The sequence below is a fragment of the Flavobacterium sp. HSC-32F16 genome (assembly GCF_024171645.1).
In the GTDB taxonomy this organism is placed as follows: Bacteria; Bacteroidota; Bacteroidia; order Flavobacteriales; family Flavobacteriaceae; genus Flavobacterium.
Genome location: NZ_JALKAC010000001.1, coordinates 581,762 through 605,012, shown reverse-complemented (window position 1 = coordinate 605,012; position 23,251 = coordinate 581,762). Strand labels below are relative to the sequence as shown.

19 protein-coding genes and 2 pseudogenes are annotated in these 23,251 nt (G+C 34.3%); 17 read left to right on the top strand and 4 right to left on the bottom strand.

Annotation, left to right across the window (positions count from 1 at the left end; all coding sequences use genetic code 11):
* The first annotated feature begins 48 nt into the window (after positions 1 to 48).
* The 12 genes and pseudogenes from L1276_RS02760 to L1276_RS02705 all read left to right on the top strand — a co-directional run bounded on the left by L1276_RS02760 (position 49) and on the right by L1276_RS02705 (position 15,045).
* Entirely contained in the window at positions 49 to 4,815 is a 4,767-nt protein-coding gene (locus tag L1276_RS02760; protein WP_253785218.1) for a DUF5977 domain-containing protein, read from the top strand.
* A gap of 35 nt (positions 4,816 to 4,850) precedes the next feature.
* Positions 4,851 to 8,291 (top strand): DUF6443 domain-containing protein, encoded by a 3,441-nt coding sequence (locus L1276_RS02755; RefSeq protein WP_253785217.1) that lies wholly within the window; start codon positions 4,851 to 4,853, stop codon positions 8,289 to 8,291.
* Between the two features lie 17 nt (positions 8,292 to 8,308).
* Positions 8,309 to 8,692 carry a hypothetical protein gene (locus L1276_RS02750; RefSeq protein WP_253785216.1) on the top strand — a complete coding sequence of 128 codons (384 nt, stop codon included), beginning with the start codon at positions 8,309 to 8,311 and terminating at the stop codon, positions 8,690 to 8,692.
* A 573-nt stretch (positions 8,693 to 9,265) separates the two neighbouring features.
* The gene (locus L1276_RS02745) at positions 9,266 to 9,910 is read left to right on the top strand and encodes a hypothetical protein (RefSeq protein ID WP_253785215.1); all 645 of its coding nucleotides are present in this window, start codon (positions 9,266 to 9,268) and stop codon (positions 9,908 to 9,910) included.
* 302 nt (positions 9,911 to 10,212) lie between these two features.
* Positions 10,213 to 10,872, top strand: a complete 660-nt coding sequence (locus L1276_RS02740) for a recombinase family protein (protein ID WP_371924146.1) — start codon at positions 10,213 to 10,215, stop codon at positions 10,870 to 10,872.
* Positions 10,873 to 11,316: 444 nt separating this feature from the next.
* Positions 11,317 to 11,976 carry an IS1 family transposase gene (locus L1276_RS02735; RefSeq protein WP_253785214.1) on the top strand — a complete coding sequence of 220 codons (660 nt, stop codon included), beginning with the start codon at positions 11,317 to 11,319 and terminating at the stop codon, positions 11,974 to 11,976.
* A 92-nt stretch (positions 11,977 to 12,068) separates the two neighbouring features.
* A pseudogene (locus tag L1276_RS02730) lies at positions 12,069 to 12,263 on the top strand (RHS repeat domain-containing protein); the annotation flags it as partial.
* 214 nt (positions 12,264 to 12,477) lie between these two features.
* A complete protein-coding gene (locus L1276_RS02725) occupies positions 12,478 to 13,137 on the top strand; it encodes an IS1 family transposase (RefSeq protein WP_253785211.1) in 660 nt (219 codons plus the stop codon).
* Positions 13,138 to 13,216: 79 nt separating this feature from the next.
* Positions 13,217 to 13,408 (top strand): annotated as a pseudogene (locus L1276_RS25250) (RHS repeat-associated core domain-containing protein); the annotation flags it as partial.
* Positions 13,409 to 13,432: 24 nt separating this feature from the next.
* Positions 13,433 to 14,110 carry a hypothetical protein gene (locus L1276_RS02715; RefSeq protein ID WP_253785210.1) on the top strand — a complete coding sequence of 226 codons (678 nt, stop codon included), beginning with the start codon at positions 13,433 to 13,435 and terminating at the stop codon, positions 14,108 to 14,110.
* Positions 14,107 to 14,589 (top strand): SMI1/KNR4 family protein, encoded by a 483-nt coding sequence (locus L1276_RS02710; RefSeq protein WP_253785209.1) that lies wholly within the window; start codon positions 14,107 to 14,109, stop codon positions 14,587 to 14,589. Before L1276_RS02715 ends, L1276_RS02710 begins: the two co-directional genes overlap by 4 nt.
* Positions 14,590 to 14,748: 159 nt before the next feature.
* Entirely contained in the window at positions 14,749 to 15,045 is a 297-nt protein-coding gene (locus tag L1276_RS02705; protein ID WP_253785208.1) for a DUF416 family protein, read from the top strand.
* 41 nt (positions 15,046 to 15,086) lie between these two features.
* Here L1276_RS02705 and L1276_RS02700 read toward each other — a convergent pair whose 3' ends face one another.
* The 3 genes from L1276_RS02700 to L1276_RS02690 form a co-directional block, all read right to left on the bottom strand.
* A complete protein-coding gene (locus L1276_RS02700; protein WP_253785207.1) occupies positions 15,087 to 16,244 on the bottom strand; it encodes an IS3 family transposase in 1,158 nt (385 codons plus the stop codon).
* A 9-nt stretch (positions 16,245 to 16,253) separates the two neighbouring features.
* The gene (locus tag L1276_RS02695) at positions 16,254 to 17,381 is read right to left on the bottom strand and encodes an IS3 family transposase (protein WP_253785206.1); all 1,128 of its coding nucleotides are present in this window, start codon (positions 17,379 to 17,381) and stop codon (positions 16,254 to 16,256) included.
* A gap of 312 nt (positions 17,382 to 17,693) precedes the next feature.
* Positions 17,694 to 18,101 (bottom strand): helix-turn-helix transcriptional regulator, encoded by a 408-nt coding sequence (locus L1276_RS02690; RefSeq protein WP_253785205.1) that lies wholly within the window; start codon positions 18,099 to 18,101, stop codon positions 17,694 to 17,696.
* 173 nt (positions 18,102 to 18,274) lie between these two features.
* Between L1276_RS02690 and L1276_RS02685 the strand changes: the two genes are divergently transcribed.
* From L1276_RS02685 to L1276_RS02665, 5 genes are read left to right on the top strand one after another with little or no spacing between them, the layout of a single operon-like run.
* Complete coding sequence (locus tag L1276_RS02685; RefSeq protein ID WP_253785204.1) at positions 18,275 to 19,141, top strand: hypothetical protein; 867 nt, start codon at positions 18,275 to 18,277, stop codon at positions 19,139 to 19,141.
* Between the two features lie 8 nt (positions 19,142 to 19,149).
* Positions 19,150 to 19,500 (top strand): hypothetical protein, encoded by a 351-nt coding sequence (locus tag L1276_RS02680; protein ID WP_253785203.1) that lies wholly within the window; start codon positions 19,150 to 19,152, stop codon positions 19,498 to 19,500.
* A 12-nt stretch (positions 19,501 to 19,512) separates the two neighbouring features.
* A complete protein-coding gene (locus L1276_RS02675) occupies positions 19,513 to 20,052 on the top strand; it encodes a hypothetical protein (protein WP_253785201.1) in 540 nt (179 codons plus the stop codon).
* A 1-nt stretch (position 20,053) separates the two neighbouring features.
* The gene (locus L1276_RS02670; RefSeq protein WP_253785198.1) at positions 20,054 to 20,617 is read left to right on the top strand and encodes a hypothetical protein; all 564 of its coding nucleotides are present in this window, start codon (positions 20,054 to 20,056) and stop codon (positions 20,615 to 20,617) included.
* Positions 20,618 to 20,668: 51 nt separating this feature from the next.
* Complete coding sequence (locus tag L1276_RS02665) at positions 20,669 to 21,010, top strand: hypothetical protein (RefSeq protein WP_253785196.1); 342 nt, start codon at positions 20,669 to 20,671, stop codon at positions 21,008 to 21,010.
* Between the two features lie 419 nt (positions 21,011 to 21,429).
* Here L1276_RS02665 and L1276_RS02660 read toward each other — a convergent pair whose 3' ends face one another.
* Positions 21,430 to 22,509: an IS110 family transposase gene (locus L1276_RS02660; RefSeq protein ID WP_253785194.1), complete on the bottom strand. Its 1,080-nt coding sequence runs from the start codon at positions 22,507 to 22,509 to the stop codon at positions 21,430 to 21,432.
* Between the last annotated feature and the right edge of the window lie 742 nt (positions 22,510 to 23,251).

Genomic DNA, 23,251 nt, shown 5'->3' with positions numbered 1-23,251 from the left:
ATGATTAAAACTTTTTTACCCCTTACAAGCAGTACAATAAAAAATAAAATGAAGATACAAGCCAGTCTGATATTATTATTGATTACGACAGTATTATCTGCTCAGGAATCTGCAAAACCTCAATTACCGAACATAAATCCTCCTTCGCCTGAATCATTTATGTTTACTCAGTACGGAAAAAATGGTATTAATGAATATTCAGGGAAATTGAGCGCTTCAATTCCTCTCTATGAATATAGTGCAGGAATGCTTAAAATGCCTATTTCATTAAATTATTCAGGAGCAGGTGTGAAGGTAGAAGATATTTCGAGCTGGGCAGGGATGAACTGGAATTTAAGTGCAGGTGGTGTAATTTCCAGAGAAATAAGGGACGGTTTGGATGAAGTAGATTACAACAGGCATTTTATAGATGAAAATAACCTTAAAACAAATGCAAATAATTTATGCGCTGTTAATTCTCAATTTTATTGGGATTTGGCTCAAAATGATAATGCCAATAATACAGAAGTAGATATCTTCAATTTTAGTTTTATGGGATATTCAGGCAGTTTTTATTTAGATATTAATTTTAATCCTGTATATATTGAAAATGAAAGCGAGTTAAAAATAGATATTACTGGAGGAAACAGCGCTATGAACCTGCTTACAAACAAAGGGTTTATAATCACAACTCCAGATGGTATTAAATATTATTTTGGAGGAAATGAGACAGAGTCAACAATGGTGATTGCTGGGGCTCATTCTATAAATTCAGATGGCATTACTTCTTTTTTTCTGTACAAGATTGTTCATCCTGTAAACGGAACAATTATTTTAGAATATGATTCTATGGTGCCAAAGGCGCAGCATCTAAGTAAAGGATATGACATGACAACACATTATTATTCAAATAATTACAATACAAGCCTTATGTATGTAAATCCGTTTGTTGAAAGAAAATTTACAACTAAAATATTAAATCCTAAACGCTTAAAAAAAATAAAAAGCTTAGATAATGATGAGGAAGTTTCCTTTGTAAGAACCGATTATAATAATTATAATTTTACCAGTGTTTTAAATTCTATCCTAATAACCAGAAGAAATTTTCCTAACCGAATAGTAAAAAAAATTAACTTTAAGCATGAAGCTAAAACTGCTCCTGACAAAGCTTCTGATTTTTTAAAAGCTTCCCGGTTTTTCTTGATGGAACTGGAAATAAATAAAGAACTTGATCCAATTGGTGATAAACATGAAAAATATGTTTTCGAATATGATGATCCATTTGGTCTTCCGGACAGAATGTCTAATGCAAGAGATGCTTCTGGATATTATAATGGAAAAAACTTAAATACATCACTAATACCATTGCCACACTCCGTTTATAATTTTAATAAACCTCAAGATTTTGCTAATCTTACACCTTCGTTTAGTTATGCAAAAAAAGGAAGTTTGATAAAAATTATTTATCCAACAAAGGGATATTCTAAGTTTGAATATGAACCCATAAAATCCCGTAAGGAAAGTGATATAAGTTATGGACTTTACATAAGCAGTTATAACCAAAATATTTTTGAATACCCTTATGCGATGACTCTTCCAGGGAATTCTCCTGTATTTGGAGGTTATATCGATTTTCCAACTATAACCAGAAGTCAAACCATTCAATTTAAATTAAATCTGAAAGCTTCTGAGCATTCTAATACTTCTTCAATGGCCGGCAAAGGTGTTGAGCTTATCATTACTGATGTTACTACAGGCCAGATAACAAATTTTACTAAAGTTTACCCTTTAGGCGGTTATCCGGATTTTTTTTCGTATTTGTTTACGGCAGGTCACAATTATACATTTAATTTAAGATTTAAAGATAATTATACAACTTCCAGCGACTACCAAGCATTACAGTGTACTTTAGATTTTAACGTTGTAGGAAATTATACGGTAATGGAAGGAGCCGGAGTGCGGCTGAAAAGAGATATTAATTACAATGAAGCAGGGGAGCAGACTGATTTCAAAAGATATTATTACGGCACCATAGATGGGGGATATAATAACGCTTCTTCATTTCCTGATTTTGAATATTATCCAAGCGTCTCATTAATTAAAGGTGCATTAGAGGATACTGGTTACGCTACTAAATCATTTACTGTATTGGCTGCTTTTTCATCTGAAATAGCAGAAAGAAATGGGAAGAGAAAGGAAAATCCAGAAAAATTTCCTGTTGTTTCCATAAGCTACGGTGGTGATAGTTTTGAAAACGGAGGAAAAGAAAAAACTTTTTTAAATGTTGAAGATGGGTTTTCTAATACTCAAAAAATTACCAATATTAATGATGGCTGTATAAAAGTAACGGGGGTAGTTTATTGCGGTCCGCCAAGAGAGTATGGCGGTCCTCAAAGCATGAATATAATTAGGCAGAATTTTAAAACCAATGAAAAAGCCAATCATTTGTTATTTAACGGAAAACTGGTTTCTGAAAGAATTTATGTGAATAAAAATAATGCATTGTTTAAAATTAAAGAGCAAACCTCAAATTACACTTTGAATGAAAAGTTGGATAAAAAGATCACAAATTTTGTTGGTCGAGTAATAGTGGATGATCATACCCAGACAAATTCTTGTAGTCCTAATATGACTCCTCCATATTATAATTCACTTTCATCTTGTTATTTTGGGTATTATTATACAAATGTTTATAATTTCAATTTAAAAAATACTACCACTGTAGAGTATATCGATCCAGTGCCTTTAAGCAGTTATGTAAAAGTATATGATGACTATTCACCTATTTTGATATCTCCGGACCTGCTGTCTGATGGTGTATCAGGAATAGATAAAAAAGATCAATCTGTAGAGGAAGCATCGTTCAAAAAAATAATTACCACTCAGAATTATGAATATGGCATACTTCGAGGTCTGCCGTCAAAAGTTACAGTTTCTTCAAGCGACGGTTCAAGTAAAAGTGTTCGTAACTTATATGCGAATCAATATAGCAATCTAGCAGGATTAACTTCTGCTCAAACAACTGCATATCAGAAAATGATAGTACAGAATACTGTCGCTTCGCCGATACAGGTTAAACAATATGAAGGAGGAAGTAATCTCTCAACACAATTGACAACTTATAATGATGTTAACGGACGTGTTTTGCCGGAATTAATAAAAACGGCTAAAGGGGATCAGGTTTTAGAAGACCGTATTGTTTTCAGCGAGTATGATTCTAAAGGAAATCCAACCTTAGTTTCGTATAAAGACGGCTCAAAAATTAAATATCTATACAATTCAAATAATCAGGTTATTGTCAAATTAGAAAATTTCACAGGCTCATTAGATCCAAATACAACTGTTATAACTTCAGATCCCTGTACTTTCATAAATTCATATCCACAGTCTTTGGTTACAATATACAATTACGACCCGTTTACCAATCTGCTGGTCAAAATTACAAGTCCTAATTGTCGTAACTCCTATTACGAATATGATATTTTCAGCAGATTAAAATTTATTAAAGACCATGATTTGAATGTTGTAAAAATGTACTGCTACAACTATAAAGGACAAGTTATAGATTGTTCAAATCAAAGTGCAGTAACCTCTAGATTAACGTATAGTAATAGTGCTAAAAGCGGTTCATTTACAAGAAATAACTGTGGAGCAGGAGGAACATCTGCTGCTGTAGTCTATACGGTAGAACCCGGCAGATATATATCGTACACTTCTCAGGCAGAGGCTGATAATCTGGCACAAGAGGATGTAAATGTTAACGGACAGATTTATGCGAATGAAAGCAATATGGCAGAGTGTGTGTATGGAAATACAGCCAAAATCGTTTCTTTTACCCGAAATAACTGTGGTGCAGGAGGAACTGGAGAAGTAAGAGTTTATACTATTCCTGCAGGCACCTATACTTCAACTCAATCTCAGGCAGATGCAGATGCAAAAGCAGATGCCGACATAACTGCTAACGGTCAAAACTATGCTAATTCCGGAACCTGTACATTTAGAAGCGTTGCCAGAAGCGGTTCATTTACCAGAAATAATTGTGCACCGGGAGGAAATGGTTCAACTGTAACTTATAATCAGCCGGCAGGAGATGTTATTTCTTATTCTTCTCAGGCAGAAGCAGATGCTCAAGGGCTTAACAAATTTTACGCTGACGGACTTGCTTATGCTAACGCATATGGCAGTTGTGAATTTAGGAGTATTGCCAGAAGCGGATATTTTACCAGAAGTAATTGTACGCCCGGAGGAATTAGTTCTACTGTAGTTTATAACCAGCCGGCTGGTGAAGCTGTTTCTTATTCTTCTCAGGAGGAAGCAGATGCAAATGGGCTTATTAAATTTAATGCTGATGGTTTGAATTATGCCAACACATATGGAACTTGTACTTTTAATAGTGTTGCCAGAAGCGGTGTATTTACCAGAAACAATTGTCCTGTTGGAACAATGCCAACTTCCGTAACCTATAATCAGGGAGCGGGTGCTTTTGTTTCGTATAGTTCACAAGCAGAGGCAGATAGTTATGGATTGGTAAAATTTAATACTGATGGACAAGCTTATGCCAATGCCAGCGCACCCTGTCAGCCTATAACATTTACCTATACCTATGGTGTAAGTTCAGCAGAAGATGTAAGCGTTACAGTTAACAGCTCTTCGCCTAATCATAATGGTGCGACCTATAATTTGAGAATACGTTTTTATAATCTAAGAGGTGCACTTAAAACATTAGACAAAACGCTCGTATTGCCTGCAGGTCAGACATCTGCCACCGGTGGTTACAGAACAGTGGGTATGGAAGATTTTTTAGACGTACAGTTATTAAGCCTGATCAAAAACTAACGTCTTTCGTTTGATTTAATAATATAAGCATATCCATGAAAAAATACATATACATATCCATTTTAATATTGCTGAAAACGGTTAGTGCTAAAGCCCAGACTTTCAGTGATGATAATTTTGTCTATACAGCGTCTCCTAAAAAAGCAGTGCAGTCAGCTGATTTTAATACCTTGACAAAAAATGAAGTAAATCAAAATATAAGCTATTTTGACGGACTCGGCCGTCCTATACAAACCATAGCTGTTGGACAAGGCGGTAGCGGTCAGGACATTATTACTCCTGTAGAGTATGATGCATTTGGCAGGCAGGTTAAGGAATATCTGCCTTATGCAGCTTCAAACGGAGGTAATAGTTATCCGCGAATTGATCCAATATCTGCCATAAATGGATCAATATCATTTTACAGTAACGATAAATATGATAATACCTCAAATCCTTTTTCTGAAAAGAAATTAGAATCTTCTCCTTTAAACAGGGTTTTAAGACAGGCCGCTCCGGGAACTTCCTGGGCAATGACCAGTGGTCATGAAATTAAATTACGATATGACACTAATACTGCTGATGAGGTAAAACTATATAAAGCCAATACTTCTTTTAATGCCGAATCCGGATTATACGATATTAGTTTTCAGGATGCCGGACATTATGGTGCAAACGAACTGTATAAAAATGTCACTTTTGATGAAAACACCGATAATAATCCATTAGAATCTTCGGGTTCTACAGTGGAGTTTAAAAATAAGGAAGGCCAGGTAATTTTAAAAAGAACGTACGATGCAGGTCAAAAACATGATACCTATTATGTGTATGATGTATACGGAAACCTGACATATGTAATTCCTCCAAAAGCCGACGGTGCGATCAATGCTGATATTTTAAATGATTTGTGTTACCAGTATAAATACGACGGCAGAAACCGTTTAGCCGAGAAAAAACTACCCGGAAAACAATGGGAGTTTATCGTCTATGATAAATTAGACAGACCCGTAGCAGCAGGACCAGCATTTTCGCCTTTTAAAGATGATACTGCCATAGGATGGATGATTACCAAATATGATGCTCTCGGACGTCCTGTTTATACGGGCTGGAACAATCAAACCTGCAATACAGCCGTTAGAAAAGCACTTCAGGATGCTAATAATAATGCGGCGGTATTGTTTGAAAGCAAGCAGGCATCAGGCATTATAGATGATATACAGGCGTATTACAGTAATGTGATTGAACCGGTAAATATAAAACTGTTAACCGTTACGTATTATGACGATTACAATTACCCAAATGTGCCGGCAGTTCCTACGGTTGTTGAAGGCGATGCTGTGTTAAGCAATGTAAAAGGATTGGCGACAGGAAGCTGGACCAGAACCTTAACAACAGCTTCAAACCCAACAGGAGAAACCAGCACTACGATTTACGATCTTAAAGGGCGCCCAATACGCACATATATGCAAAACCATCTGGGAGGTTATACACAAACCGATAATAAACTCGATTTTACAGGCAAAACACTTTATACTGTTTTAAAACATAAGCGTATTTCTGGCAGTACGGAATTAAGTATACGAGAAGAATTTACCTATTCGCCCCAGGATCGTCTTCTTACTCATACCCATCAAATCAACGGTGGGGTAATAGAACTTATGGCTTCTAATACATACGATGATCTTGGACAGCTGATAAGCAAAAACACAGGAAACAGCACCGGAAATCCTCTGCAAAAAGTAGATTATAAGTACAATATCAGAGGGTGGCTTACGGCAATTAATGAAACTGACAATTTGCAGTTAGATTTAGGCTTAATAGATTTATTTGCTTTTAAAATTAATTATGATAAAACACAAACCGGAATCAGTGATGTAAAAGCATTATACAATGGCAACATAGCCGAGACTTTTTGGAGAACAGCTTCAGATAATACAGAGCGTGCCTACGGTTATCATTATGATAATTTAAACCGATTAAAAAATGCGATTTACGAAAAGAGTGGTTTAACGACTAATTCTTATGATGAGAGTTTAACCTACGACAAAAACGGAAATATTAAGTTTTTAACCAGATTTGGAGACATGGATCCGCAAATAGGAACCAATATCATTGATAACTTAGTGTATGGTTATAAAGATAATACCAACGAGCTTTTAAAAGTAGACGACAATGCTAATAACAGCAGCGGTTTTAACGATTTTAATACAACAGGTGATGATTATAGCTATGATGATAATGGTAATATGATCAGTGATAAGAACAAAAAGATCACTAACATTACTTATAACCACTTGAATCTGCCTAAGAAAATTACATTTGGAACGGGAAACTCAATTGAGTATATTTACAACGCAGCAGGACAGAAACTAGGGAAAATTATTAATGAAGGAATGGTTACTGCTACAACGGATTATTTAGGAGGTTTTCAATACAAAGACAATGTTTTGGAATTTTTTCCAACGGCAGAAGGATATGTAAAAAACACAGAAGGTGCTTTGTCGTATGTTTTCCAATACAAAGATCATTTGGGAAATGTGCGTTTAAGTTATGCTAAAAATCCGCAGACACAAGTTCTTGAAATTATCGAGGAGAATAATTATTATCCTTTTGGTTTAAAACATAAAGGATATAATGACTATTTAGCTACTAATAATAAGTATAAGTTCAGCGGAAAAGAGCTCCAAGACGAGCTAGGTCTTAACATGTATGACTATGGAGCAAGAAACTATGACCCTGCACTTGGTAGATGGATGAATATTGACCCGCTGGCTGAATTATCAAGGCGCTGGTCTCCTTATAACTATGCCTACAATAATCCAAATTATTTTATTGACCCTGATGGAATGTTAGTTGATACTTCAAATATTAAAGAAGAAGGGAAAGATGATGGTAGTTCAATGGGAAAATACTTAGAAGAACAAGCTGAGATTTCAAATGAAATTAATAAATCATTCAAAGCATATTTAGAATCTTTATCTAACGAAAGTGAGGAAGGTGAGAGTGAAGATGAAGAGCCTGTTAGTTTATTTTCTTCAGGAAATAATCGTTTTGATGGTGTTGTAAAATCAAGAAAATATAAAAAGGGCGATAGAAGTTTTACTGTTTTTGGTCATGGTGCAGTTCAGTTCATGTTTGATGAGCTAGGAAGATTCACTGTACGAAATGCAGAGGATTTTGATAAAATGATGAGTGGCTTGAATGACCAATGGGATGAAGCCAAAGGTAAAAAGGGAACAACATTATCTCTTTGGACATGTGAGTCTGCAAGAATTGGAAAAAATGGCTTAAGTTTGGCTCAAATGATATCAGAAGCGTATCCTAATATTACAGTGATTGGTGCAGATGGATACGTAAATTATAGGGAAATAGATAAAAATACTGGACCTTGTGAATATAAGATTTCAGGCGTATCTAAAGTTATGTATTCGGGTAAGAATGACGGTGATTTAGTAGCATATAAAAATGGTGTTGAAGTTAGTAGAAAAAAATTTTAGTTTAAAATAAATAAATTATGAAATCAAATATTATAATTGTTGTTATAATCATAGCGCTAGTTTTTTCATGTAAAAAAAAGGAAGAGGCAAAAGTTAATTATACAGATGAAAACTCTGGGACTGTTTATAGGGAAAAATTATCTAATCAAAAATTAATGGATAGCTTAGAAAAACTTGTTTTGTATAGTGGAGATACGCTGGCATATAATCAATTAAAAGGGATTCACTATATGGGAGAACAAAAGTTAGCAGGACTTTTGTATTATTCATTAATTATGTCTAATAAGTATCACTATAAAAAAGCATCCTATGATGTATTTGATATTCTAACATATGATGAAAAAGCTGTAGATGAAAAAACTAAAAAAATGGCTAATGAATACTTGGATATGAGTAAGTAATACAGGGTATCGTAGGATTAGAAACACAGAAACATATCAGATGAGTAGTGTACGGGACCGCTCAGATATGTCAATAAAGTTATATTTGTAATCCGTGCTAAAAAGAGAATCAAAAAGCCATTCCATAACGGAGTGGCTTTTGCTTTTATAGTACTTTATGATGTACCAAACTGTTAAAATAGAATTCATATTAGCCTGCAACTACTACGGTAATTCAATAGATTTGAAAAAATAGTATTCTGAACATTCTCCCTGCCTGTATCGGCTATTTCAATATCAAATTCCTAGATTTTTAGTATCAAATTACCTCCCCGTACTATAAAATTGTGTACTTATACCAACTGATACCATCCGTGTTCCAAGTGAAAACTCTACAGTTTTTCAAATCTCCCAAAATAGTGTCTCATTTTGGAACACTAATTTACCCATCTAAAAAAAATATTTTTCAAAAAAAAGTGCCAATAAGCTACACTTTTCGAGTTTCGTTAGTATTTATTGTTAAGATGCTTGACTAACCTCCTTGTATGGAGTTCCTGTATCTAACCAATAACAAAATACTAACCATTCAACAAAATGAAATATGAAAACTTACAGAAATTTATAATCAGCACTAAAACCAGCAAAAGCACTATCTACAGATTCTACAAAAAGAATGAAGACCTATTTACTGAAACTAGCCTAAGAAACGGAAAGAGAATGTTCCCTGCTGACCATGCCAGATACTTTGACAGCGAAATCATGTTTGATGAGAACAAAGCCTTACGACAGGAAAACCAATCAATGAGAAACCTTATCGATTGTCTGGCAGACAAAGAGAGCCTACAGCATACCTTCTGGCAGATGGACTGGAGCTTTTTCTTTACGGTAGCATACAGAGCAGACCGCAACAAGACAAGCTGTTTTAAGCAGATGCACGGACTCTATGATTATCTGAACCAAAAATATGGAGTATCAACAGAAATCCGACTGTTCTTTACTACTGAGCCGTTCCCAAATCGAAAAGGCTGTCACAATCATTTTGTGGTCTACATTGCTGATAAGAATCTTCATGAGCAGATTGTAACGGATATTCAAGACTACTTCAACTACGACAGAACCGATGTAAGTATTTATGACCGATACAAAGCAGGATTGTTCTACATGTCCAAAGACGGTCTGAGCGGAGAAGACTGGGATTTTATCACCAACAGCACAAATACTATAGACAATGAGAATTAAGCTTAAACTTTCTCAGCTCAAAGAGGTATTGCAGTCACAACCGCTCAAACTGCCGATAAGTTTTAAAAAGGAGAATTTTACCGATAAAGAGTTTTCAGAATTTACACGATTGATACAATCCAAAGAACGAGGCTAACGACCTCGTTTTTTTGTGCTCTGAAATGACCAAAAAAGCTGTGAGCCCAGGAAAACCAGGATTTTTCTAGGATAATCCAAAAAAGCCTGGAATCTTTGCAGTGTAATAAATCATCAACGGACGTTTAAGGTTTAAATCAATAGTATCATGAAAAAATTTGTAGCGTATTATAGTCAGCAGAAAAGAGCAAGGAATCTCTGGATTAGGGTTATCAGCCCAAAAAAGTTCCGTTGAAAAATACGTGACCTCACAGGACGGAATTATCTTAAAGGATTTTACCGAGATTGAAACAGGTACAAATAAACGTGAGCGTGTCGAAATACATAAGGCTATCCAACTGGCAAAAAATGAAGGTGCAATTCTCATCATCGCAAAATTAGACCGTTTAGCCCGCAATGTGAGCTTCGTGAGCTCCCTTATGGATGCAGGTATTGAGTTTCTGGCGGTTGACATGCCATCAGCCAACAATTTTACCATCCATATATTTAGTGCTCTAGCGGAGCAGGAAGCAAAGCTTATCAGCTCCAGAACTAAGGTTGCGCTTGCGGAACTTAAGAAAAAAGGAGTAAAATTGGGCAATCCGCAAAATCTGACCAGCGAAGCCAGAGCCAAAGGAGTCAATAAAATCAAGGAAAATGCAATGAACAATGATAGAAATCGTCAGGCTCAGTCTATAATCCTCAACTGTAAAGAGAAAGAAATGAGCTACAGACAAATTGCAGATTATCTTAATCAGCTAAACTTCAAAACCAGACATGGCAATAAGTTTTATGCTCCAACGGTTCTTCAACTATATAATAGGATGCAATTACAGCAAGTTGCTTAGAAGAATCGGTAATTTTAAGCACGTAACCTTATATTAAATCATATGGGCAAAAATTTATTCGCAAAAATTCAATGCTTTTTTCATTGTTTTTTGAGAATTCTTCAAAAAAGTGAAAATACATAACTCAATTTAGTTATGTATTTTAGGTTAATCGATTGATTTTTAATGGTTTAAGTAAAATTTAAGGCTTTATAACTCAATTAAGTTAGCAAATTGAATAAAATCAATAATTGTAGGTTTTTACTCATTTTTGAGTCCCGTTTTTTTCGGTAGTGTTACAGATTAGGTGTTTTGATAATATAACCATGTAACTAACTGAAAAAGAATATTAAAATTAAATTATTGAATAGAAAAAGAGACGGCCATTAGGTCGTCTCTTTCGTTTTTTGTCTTTTAATAAGCCTTAAAATGCTTTTGCCTTACCTTAGTGTTTCAAATTAGGTCATGAAAATAAAATGTAATTTTTGCAATGGTAAATGCATAAAGAATGGATTTCAATCTAATGGTAATCAGCGTTATAAATGTAATATTTGTCAAAAACGACAGCAGATTAACTATAGGTACAACGCTTACAAAGGAGATATTAATCAGGAGATAGTGTTGTTCACAAAAGAAGGACTAGGAATAAGAAGCACCGCAAGAATACTGAAAATATCTGCTACCACATTATTGAAAAGAATTATATCAATTGCCAGAAGTATTGCCGAGCCAATCATCAGTAAAGGTAAAACTTTTGAAGTAGATGAAATGTGTACTTACATTAGCAATAAGCGAAATTTTATCTGGCTGGTTTATGCATTGGACAAGAATTCTAAAAATGTAGTGAGTTTTAATGTAGGGAAACGAACCAATAAAACGCTGAACCGTGTTCTGGAAACTTTAAAATTATCTGACGCTGAAAAGATATTTACAGACAGACTTAAAAACTACAAGTATTTGATTGATGACAAAGTGCATTCTATAAAACGTTTCGGTACGAATCATATTGAAAGGAAAAATTTGACACTCAGAACTCATCTGAAACGACTCAACCGCAGGACAATCTGCTTCAGTAAAAGTTTAGTGATTTTTACTGCTGTTTTGAAGATTTATTTTTGGATTTGAGCAATAAAACAGTAAGTTTATCTTATAAAATCATGTTCTTAAAAAAACTGTCATTTAACAGGTAAAAACTTGTAAAAATAACCACAAACCCTTATAAGTATAAGTACAACGGCAAGGAGCTCCAAGACGAGCTGGGGCTTGGGATGTACGACTATGGAGCAAGAAATTACGACCCTGCTTTAGGAAGATGGATGAATATTGACCCGCTGGCGGAAAAGATGAGAAGATACAGTCCTTATAATTATGCTTTTGATAATCCAATTTATTTTGTCGACCCAGATGGAATGGCTCCGACAGATATAATATTCTTAATGCGTAATAAGGAGGTAGTGTTACAGATTAGGTGTTTTTATAATTTAGCCACTTAACTGACTGAAAAAGAAGATTAATTTTTAAATATTGAATAGAAAAAGAGACGGCCAGCAGGTCGTCTCTTTCTTTTTTTGTCTTTAAATAAGCCTTAAAATGCTTTTGCCTTACCTTAGTGTTTCAAATTAGGTCATGATAATACAATGTAATTTCTGCAATGGTAAATGCGTAAAAAATGGATTTCAATCTAACGGAAATCAGCGTTATAAATGTTGCGTTTGTCAAAAAAGACAGCAGATTGACTATATCTACAACGCTTATAAAAGGGTTACCAACGAAAATATAATTCAATTAACAAAAGAAGGTTTAGGAATAAGGAGCACTGCAAGAATACTGAAAATATCAGCCACAACATTATTGAAAAGAATTATATCAATTGCCAGAAACATTGCCAAGCCGATTAACAGCAGAGGCAAAACTTATGAAGTTGATGAGTTGTGCACTTATATCAGACACAAACGAAATTTAATCTGGCTAGTTTATGCTTTAGAAAAGGATTCTAGGACTGTTGTGAGCTTTAATGTCGGTAAACGAACTAATAAAACATTAAGCCATGTTCTTGAAACTCTGAAATTATCAGAAGCAAAAAAGATATTTACGGACAGACTTAAAAACTACAGGTATCTGATTAATGAGAAAATGCATTCTGTAAAACGTTTTGGAACAAACCATATTGAAAGAAAGAATCTGACGCTCAGAACCCATCTGAAAAGACTCAACAGACGTACAATCTGTTTCAGTAGAAGTTTAGCTGTTTTTAATGCTATTTTAAAAATTTATTTTTGGATTTAAGATGTAAAACAGTAAGTTTATCCTGCAAAATCATGTTCTAAAAATTATTGTATTTAACAGGTAAAACCTTGTAAAAAAAATCGCAAACCCTTATAAGTATAAGTACAACGGAAAAGAGCTCCAAGACGAGCTGGGGCTTGGAGTATACGACTATGGAGCACGTTTTTATGATCCAGCAACTGGACGTTGGTATACTATGGATGCCATGGCTGAAAATTATTCAGAAATGTCTCCATATAATTATGCACTGAATAATCCAGTTATTTTTGTTGACCCAGATGGTAACGAAGTCGAAATGTGCTGTGATGGCTTGAAAGCATTTGTTCTAACAGCGGTTGACGATTCATTTGGTACTGATTATAGAAATCAATATGATACTGGCAGTACTGCCTATCATAACGGTGTGATGTCAGCTCATGCTTCAACAATGGCAGTAGGCGCATTTATGATGGCTGATGGTGCAATGAGTGCTACTGCAGGTACAACAGGTTTAATTGCTTCAGGTGCTGTAGCTTCAACTGGTGTAGGTGCTGGCGTTGGTGCAATTGGAGCAACTGGAAGTGGTCTTCTTTTAGGAAAAGGAATCGTAGAAGGTGTCGCTGGAAGTATTATTGCTGGAAATGCTGCGAGTAATATGATTAGCGATTCTAAAGTGCAAGGTAATTCTAGTGAAAAATCAAATGGTGGACGCTCAGGGAAACAAAAGAGATTGGAAGAGTTAGGAAATGATTCTAAAACTAGTTCTGCTGATAGAGGTTGGATAAAACAAGAGCAAAACTCTATCGATAGAAAATCTACCAGACAAAGTAAAGATGGAACTCTAAAGCCTCAGAAAAATATCAGGAATCCACCAGGAAAAGATCTTGCACATCCTTACAAAAAGCCTGCGAGGGAAGGTAACAGTTATAAAGAGGCGAAATTAAAAAATACAGCGGATCATAGAACAGAACATAAAATACATGGATATAAATGATAAATGATTTAAAAGATTTAATGTCATCATTAGATGATGAATTTGGAGGTGATATTGGTTTTATAAAGCCTTGTGATATCACTGTAGTAAATGAAGCTGAAAAACAATTAAGTTTTAAATTTCCTGCTGTTTTCAAGCAACTTTATCATGAAGAATCGAATGGATTAAGAATTGATAATAAGATAATTTACAGTATTTATGATGAAAAAGAAAAAAAAACTTTTTCAGAAAATTTACAGCGTGTAAACAATCCTGAAACAAGCTACTGGTTTAAATTTAAACCAGAAATTTTTAATGACTATCTAGTTATCGGTTCTGATGGAGAAATATGTTTTGCTATCTATAAACATAGAGAATTGGATAATCCAACTATATACATATGTGAAAATCCAAATGCTAAAAAAGATGTTATTTTGGAAAAATTGGATTTCGGTTTAGCTGACTTAATAAAAGTGATGGTAGATAATGCCTTTAATTAAATTTTCTTAATGACTATAATCTGTAGCAAAGCTACAGATAAAGTTAAGGGTGTATTTTTTGCACCCTTAATTTTAGAATTGTATTTTAAGGATAAGTTTTAAAAGCGCAAATATGTCTTTTAAGATAAAACAAAATCGACATTATTACAATTAAAAAAGATGGAGAATGAATATAGAAATAGAATTAGTAAAAAGTTAGATAGTTTGAGTGAGGAAAAAAGATTGATTTTTTCTTTATTAATATGTGAAATACTATTACCAAATTATGTTTATTTTTCAAACGAATATAGTTATGGAGATCCATCAGAATTAGAGAAGATTATTTCAACTCTCTTTAAGGATTTAATTGAGAAGAATAAATCCCAGAATGTCGATATTTATATTAATGTTGTTGAGAATATAACTCCAGATACTGAGGATTATGATACAATATTAGCTTCTTTTGCCTATAATTAAACAATCTTCTCGTTGCACGTATGATCTTCTGCAGTAATCTATTATAGTAAATGTATTTTATCAAATTCTTCGATTGTCACATTGCCTAAAGTTGAATGTCTTCTTTTCTTATTATACCAATTTTCTATGTAATCGCGAACTTCTTCTCGCAACTGTTTTCTTGACAGAAGTTTATCTCTGTTAAGTAGTTCCCTTTTAAATATGCTGAAAAAGCTTTCTGCAACGGCATTATCATTGTGGTTTTGCTTACGACTCATACTGCGTGTGACGCAATTATAAGAGTCCAAAGTTTTCGTGAAAACTTTATTAGCATATTGAGAACCTCTATCTGAGTGGAAAATTAACTCTTTATCAATTTTTCTATTGCTAACTGCCATTTCCCATGCAGATAAAGCAGTTTGTTTAGTACTCATTGTATCGCTTAAACTCCATCCTATGATTTTCCTATCAAATAAATCCATAACAATGGTAAGATATAGAAACCCTCTCATAGTTTGAATATATGTAATGTCAGAAACCCAAACTTTAGAAGGATCACTTACACTAAATTCTCTATTTAAAACATTTTTAGACACATAGTGATTATGAAATGAATCAGTTGTAGCTTTAAATTTTCTTTTGGCTTTTCGACGTAGGCCTAATGTTTTCATATAAAAATTTACTTGTGTACTACATAATATATACCCTCTCTTTTCAAGTTCTTTAGCAATTTTTGGGCCTCCATATGTTTGCTTAAATTCATAAAATATATCTGTAATTTGCTCTTTTAATAAATTTATTCGGATTTCTGTGCCTGAAAGTTCATGTTTCTTTCTTAAATAATAGGTGGTTCTAGAAACTTCTAATGCGTTGCACATTTTTAAAATTGAGAATTTACTTTTATTGTTTTCAATGAACTCTTTCGTCATTACCTTTCCTTGAGCAACATATTTAGTCCCACTCTTTAAAATCTCAAGTGTAAGTTCTGAATTTTTGATTTTTTTCTCAAGGGTAGTAATTTTTTTCTGTTCAGGAGTTAATTTTAAGTACCCGGTTCCACAAAAGCTGCCTGCACCAAATTTTTCAAAGTCTTGTCGCCATTTATACAAAAGACTAGGAGTTATTCCCAATTCTCTTTCAATGCTCGCAATTTGTCCCTCACCTCTGTTATAGCTTAATTTGACTGCATTTATTTTGAAAGCACGATCATAATTTTTCATAACAGTAGTTTATATTAATTTATGCTTAAAAACTTTTGATGTTTGTTCAAGATATTCAGGTATTTTTTCTTCCATTTCTTCTTTAACAGGAAGTTCATTTAAAGAAGCTAGTTCAGATTTTAGTGAAGTAAAAAAACTTTTGGGCACCGCATTATCTAAATGATTCTCTGTTCTGCTCATACTTCGTTTAATATGTTTATATGAATTCAATTTACGAGTAAAAATCTTATTGGCGTATTGGGGTGATCTATCGGAATGAAATATTAATCCTTTCTTTGGTTTACGATTTATGACAGCCTTTTCCCAAGTAGGCATTGAAGTTTCCATTATTGTTAGACCTATACTCAGATTCCATCCAATAATTTTACTGTCAAATAAATCCATAATGATTGTTAGGAATAAAAGACCCTCCATTGTTTCTAAGCTTGTCATTCCAGAAACCCAAATCTGTGAAGATTCGTCAGCTTTAAACTGACGATTTAGGAGATTAGGAAAAATACAAGGATTATGTTGGATAAAATGTGAACCAGATTTGGTTTTATGTTTACTGCTAAGTTTACTGACAAGACCAAGTCTTCTCATGTAAAAACTTACCGTGCACGGACTTAATTGAATGCCTCGACTTAGCAGTTCTGCAGAAATTTTCCCATTACCATATCTGCCTTTGTATTCATAAAATATAGAAGATATTTCATTTTCCAAGAAAGTTCTATGGCGTTCTCTTCGAGAAGGTATACTATCTCTCCATCGATAATAAGTAGTCTCTCTAATGCCTAATACTTTACACATTCGGCAAATTGGATATCTGTGTGAATTTTCTTCAATAAAATGAAAAATCATTGGTTTCCCTTGCAAAATATATCTGCTTGCACTCTTAAAAATTTCAACTTGACGTTCTACTTTTTGCAACTTTTTCGTGAGTGACATTTTATGTATCGCAAGCCTTTTATTTTCAGAGTTTCTGAAATGTCCTTCAAGAAAACTTTCATCTTTATATTTTTGAAATTCAGCGTGCCATCTATAGATGTTCGTTGTTGCAATACCAAGTTCCTTTGCTGCTATAAAACGATTTTTTTCAATTGCTAATTTAACTGCATTCACTTTAAAATCACGGTCGTAAATTTTCAGTTTATCCATTTCTTAAAGTTTAGATTTATACGTATGTGAATTTAAGAAATATAAACAACAGAAAAACAATGATTTGCGAATATTTAAATGGGTTGAAAATAAAAAAGATAATGATATAGTGGGTATATCATTATCTTTATATATATAATTTAAACAACTGCCTAGGTCACATTTAAAAATCAAAGTGGTAACCTGGGTATATTATTATCTAATTTAATTCAATTCAATGAGATTAGTGCATAAGTAAAAATAATAATATTTAGAAACAAAAAAGAGACTGGAAAGTCTCTTTTAGGAATTAATATATCTTCTATAAAAGTATTATTTTGCTTTTAATAGTTTTTCCAGATATTCAATTTTATCCTGCTCCGATTTTAACAATCTTTCGTAGAGTTTTCTATTCTCTTCTACGGATTCAATTAGTTTGTCTAATGGGTGAAAAGTACAATGATGTCCGGCATATATCGGTCCTTTATTCTCAGTAAAAGTATTAAAGTAATTAAAGACACCTTCTTCTGAAAAATTCTTAATTGCTTCAACACTTACTCCTAAAGCCTTTGCAACTTCAATCAGTTTTTCTTCTTCTACCGTTTCGCTGTTTTCCATAATAGAAATCGCTTGCTGGTTAGTTCCCATAGCCTGTGCCAGTGCTTCCTGTTTCATGTCTTTCAGTTCACGGATACGGCTGATTTTACGGCCCATGTGACTTGGTTTTGTTGATGTACTCATAGCTCAAAGATAATAATTAAGAATAAAAAAGTAAGTCCTATGTATGATATAGAAATTTTACTGTACGGTATGATACAAATTGATACGGTACAGTACGACTAATCACTTACTTGCCTGTGTGTTAAACAAAAATACAATTTTTCACACAAGTATTAATTAAAAAAAGAAAAATTATGAAAGCAATTGAAATTTCACAGCAAAAAGAAGTAATTCAAGCAATTACTGAGCACATCAAGACATCAGCAGTTTACTGTTTTGGTAGTAATGATATGGCTTACAGCTCAAGCAGAAAGGTTTTTTCCGACTATGGGATGCAAAAAGAACATCTGCATTTGTACCTCCTAGTTTTTGTATCGGAAACTATAGAGAATGCAAGCAATGATATAAGCGATAAGATTAAGACAAAGACCAAAGGGACTTTAACTACAACTATTCTTTTGCACCATGTACAGAGCCTGAAAAGTGTAGGGCAAGACCAGCAGTTTTTCTTCTGGCAGATCATGCAGAATGCTGAGCTTTTATTTCAAGACATTAACAATCCTCCGTATTTAAACATCAGCGATGCCCCAAAACGAAACTTAAAACTTGCATCAAACTATATTTCAAGCAGGAGAAATATTACTGCTACAATCTGGGACTGGGTTTACAATGATGATGATGCTTCAAGTTCGGATGAGGTGAAAATGTTTTCCCTTCATCAGATAGTGGAGCAGACCTGCCTTTCCATGATCCGCGTCTTTACAGGCTACACCCCAAGCCATTTTGCAATGGAGCATCTGTTCAGCCTCTGCGAATACTTTTCCAGCATTACAGCAGATTTCTTTCCGCGCCATACCAAGGAAGACAGAGCTATGTTCAGCCTGCTTAAACAGCAGTCCCACGTACTGCGTTTTTCCAAGGCTAACGATGTTGATTATCTCTATTACCAGCTTATGGAAGAAAGATGCGGGAAATTTAGAAAACAGGCTAATATTCTAATTCAAGATGAACTTGACAGGCTGGAGAAAGCTGAAAAGGAAGAGAATGAGAAAATAAAATAGGAGAAATTATGGAAACAAATGAAATCAGGACTGCGGATGAATTTATCAAAGAACTGAAAAAGAGTTTCTTTTTTAGAACCCTGACCCCGCAGAAAGACAAAGAAGGCGCTTATTATGCAAGCCTAAAATTTACAAGCTACATCAATCTGATGTTTACTGTACAGGATCTTTTGAAAATTGCGCTTCACACGCTGGAGAATTCCGATCTGGAAAACTCCAGCCAGATTCAGGATCCCGCTTTCCATCTTACAAGCGTTTTGGAAATTGCGTTACAGCTCCTGCCATGCTCTGAATCCGAAGGGCTTGATAAACTGCACAAGCTTTACTTAGAGGCCAATAAGGAAAATGATAACGGATAATCTCTGGAAATTATGAAAAAGAATAAAATATCTTTCGAAACAAGATTCTGGGCAGGCTTCAGAACGGGAAACCCATTCAGCGCATTAGAAGAGGTTTTTGATTTTGCCCATCTTGATTATTATAAACAGAACCTAACCCAAGCGGTTCTCCACTGTTATAAGGGTAAAGTATATAAGCAGGAAATTCCCTGCAATGTTTTTGTTTTTTATACAGCCGTGTGTTCGTTTGTGAGAGTCTGCTACTGGATGCTGGATAAAAGCAAAAAATGGAAAGTGAAAGAATCAACGCGCTCTGAAACGGTTTTTCATCTCTCTTCCCTGACCAAAGAAGAATACGACAATCCCTATCTGGCGATTCAGAATGCATTTGAAGAGAAAACACTGCAGGAGTTTGAATTCTTCTTAAGCGAAATAACAGAATTGTCATTATCTCCATTCGGTTCAGATCCCGACTCTGATATAACCACTCCCTATATCCACTTGATAAAACTTCTGGATGCGGGAGAGCTTATCAATGAAAGGGGCATTGAAAAAAACAAAAAAGTAACATGATATGAAAAAGAATATAAAATCCTTTGAAACCAAGTATTGGGCAGGCTATGAGATTAAAAAGCCTTTTGAGGTTATGGATGCTTTTTTTGACTTTGCCCATCTTGATTCATATAAGGAAGTGCTCAGCGAGATATTTCTTTATATCCATAAAACAGAAGTATGCAGGATAAGATATCCCGGACAGGTGTTTGTTTTTCACAGCGCTTTCCGATCTTTTGTTAAAGCATGTTTTCTTCTGCAGTACAGAAGCAGAAAATGGAAAGTAAAGGAATCAGATGCCTATAAATCAAAACTTGATATGGCATCACTTACAGAGCAGGAATATGAGAATCCTTTCACAGTATTTCAAAAAGCATTTGAGCAGAATACTATTGATAAATTTGATTTTTTTCTTTTTGAAATCTCGCACCTGTCATTGTCACCATGCACTGAAGAATTTGATTATGATTTGATCACGCCATATATCTACCTTGTCAAAATGCTTGACGCGAGCCAGCTGATGCGTGATAGAGGGCTTGAAAAAATAAAAAAAGTTAAAGAATCTAAAGAAAATGCAGAATGCTGAAATTACTTCATCATTTGAGACATATTCGTTTTAAGTAATAAATATATTGATATGGAAAAAAATAAAATCAAATTAAGGGATATGGTTGAGAATCCAGAGCATTATTTTGTAATGCTCAAGCCAGCATCAAAAACAAGAAAAGACGTATACAATCTCAACATAAATGTTGGCGGATATTCTGATCTTTTTATCATGATTATGGATCTGCTCAAAGCAGGAATGCTGGCTTTAGAAGGAATTGAAATAAGTGAAAACAATCACAAGCAGACGGAAAGATATGTTTACAGCCTTCTTAAAGTGATTGAAATGCTCATTCCCTTGGAGGAAGGGGATTTACTGGACATCCTTCACAGGAAATATTTAAAGCAGAATAAAAAAAGCAGTGCGGACTGATTTTTCCGTTAATAATTTTAAAAAAAAACGCCGACTTCTATGTTGTAATCAAAGTTTTTCTTCAGTTATTTTTATTTACATCAAAAAATAATTTCCTTTGTATTAGGGAGTTGAAGGGGAAACAGGCTCTGCTGAGGAGCAACCTGTCAGCAATAGGCTTCCTGCGTTACACTGTAACAATATTTTCAGGGGATGATTTATCATCCTCTTTTTTTATTTGTTACAAGTATCGCTCAATGGCTAAAAAAACCTTTCACTCATAAATAATTACTATAAAAACAACCTTCTATCAGTAGACATTAAATGCTACATTTCGCTTTTTCAATTTTTATAGTTGAGGGCCGCAAACTTCGGATAGTAATCTAGTTACAGTCGGGGATTAAGCGGTCACCTCATATTTGTTGTTTTTATAGCTCTTATTACTTAATACCACAGGCATATATTTTTTCATTTTTCAAAACATAATAAATTCTGTTTAATAATTTCCGTGCAATTCTTATGATGGCCTTATTTGGCTGCATCCGTCTACAATATTCATTATAGGATATGGATAGAGCAGGATCAAACCGGATAGTCATCCATGCACATTCTACCAGTATTCTTTTCAATATTTTTTGCCCTCTGAATGTAATTTGTCCTATACTTTCTTTTTCTCCGCTCGAATAAAAGTTGGGAACTAATCCAATATAAGAAGCAAAAGAGTCAGTATTTTTAAAACGTGCTATATCCTCAATTTGAGTTAGTAAAGTAATTGCGCTAATTCTGCCAATTCCAGGGATACTTACCAATAAGCCAAACTGTTTACTATAGCGTTCTTCTTCGCTTAGATCTCTGATTTTTCTGTTTACCTCAAGCAATAGTTTTCGCAGACTTTCCACCTCGGAAACAAGAAACCCTAAAGAATCTATACCGTATGGTGAAGATAGTTGTACATCTTCCCTTAACCATTTGATAAAACGTTTAGTCCAGTGTGTATAAGGGCTCTTGAACTGTTCGGGCATGTCTATTCCGTAAAAGTGAAGAAAAGCTTTAACCCTGCATTTCAATCTTACCAGATCCTTTACTAACATATCCCTTGTTCTCACCAAAGAACGGTCTTCTAAAGTTTTTATTTTCAAGACGTGAATTGCATTAAGCTGTCCCGCTCTTAAGGCTCTTGCAATTTTTCTACTGTCAATGGGGTCGTTCTTTTGGAAGAGTTCTTTTTGCGAAGTTGGAACATCAGCAGCATTAATGACAATATTTTTTATTCCTAGTTCCAGTAATTGGTAATGTGCCCAAAATCCACTAAATCCTGCTTCATAAGCAGAATAATATTCACAGTCAGGGAAATTTCTTGTTAGATAATCCGCTAAAACAGTTGCACTCGGAGGCTGTGTAAAGGTTTTATGAACTATATTCTCTGTTAAGATTGTCACAGTCCAGCTTTTTAGATGTACGTCTATTCCAACAAAAATTTTTTGTTCGTTTTCTCTAATTTTGATCATTAGTTCTTGCATAAGTCATTGTTTATTTGATATTTACTATTCTATATCAAATTTATAAAACCAAATAAAGGCTTATGCCTTTTCTATTGAACATTTGACAAACATAGCGACTTCGGAGGCGTTTTCCAGCCCCGCAGGGCAAGTTGTTTTGAGATGCTGAATTCATTTCAAGCATCTCAAAACACAACTTGCCATTACCTTCGTGGTAATATTTTTAGAGATAGATTTAATGAAAGGGCTTGATGCCCTTTTTTTGTAATGGTTAATAGGTTATTTATTTTAGAAATCTGCAAAGTGTGCAGGCTTATAACACAGCCTGATCATATAGCAGTTTTTTCGGTGAAGCCAGCAGATTGTGGGAAGATATCTTAACGCAATAATTAACTCATATATCTTACTTATAAGCAAGGGTTCAAGTATGCAGGACTGCAAGGGTTCAAGTATGCAGGAATGTAAGCAGGCAAGTATGTTGGCATGCAAGAAAGCTGGCATGCATGTGTACAAGCCTGCAAGCATTTACTTATTTGTATAAGTGTTTTTAAAAGCATAAAAATGTAAAAATGCTTTTATGGTTTTTCCGGAAACTTTGCGATTTTATTTCAGGCAAACGTTGAACAGATAATTGAGCCTGCACAAGTACCAATAAAAATATATTTCCAAAGAAACGGAAAAAAGAAAAAGAAAGCAATGATAAAGGACGGGATGCAGACAGAACAAAAGGAAACGGAATAAGTCCCGAAGGGTGGTTTGTGAG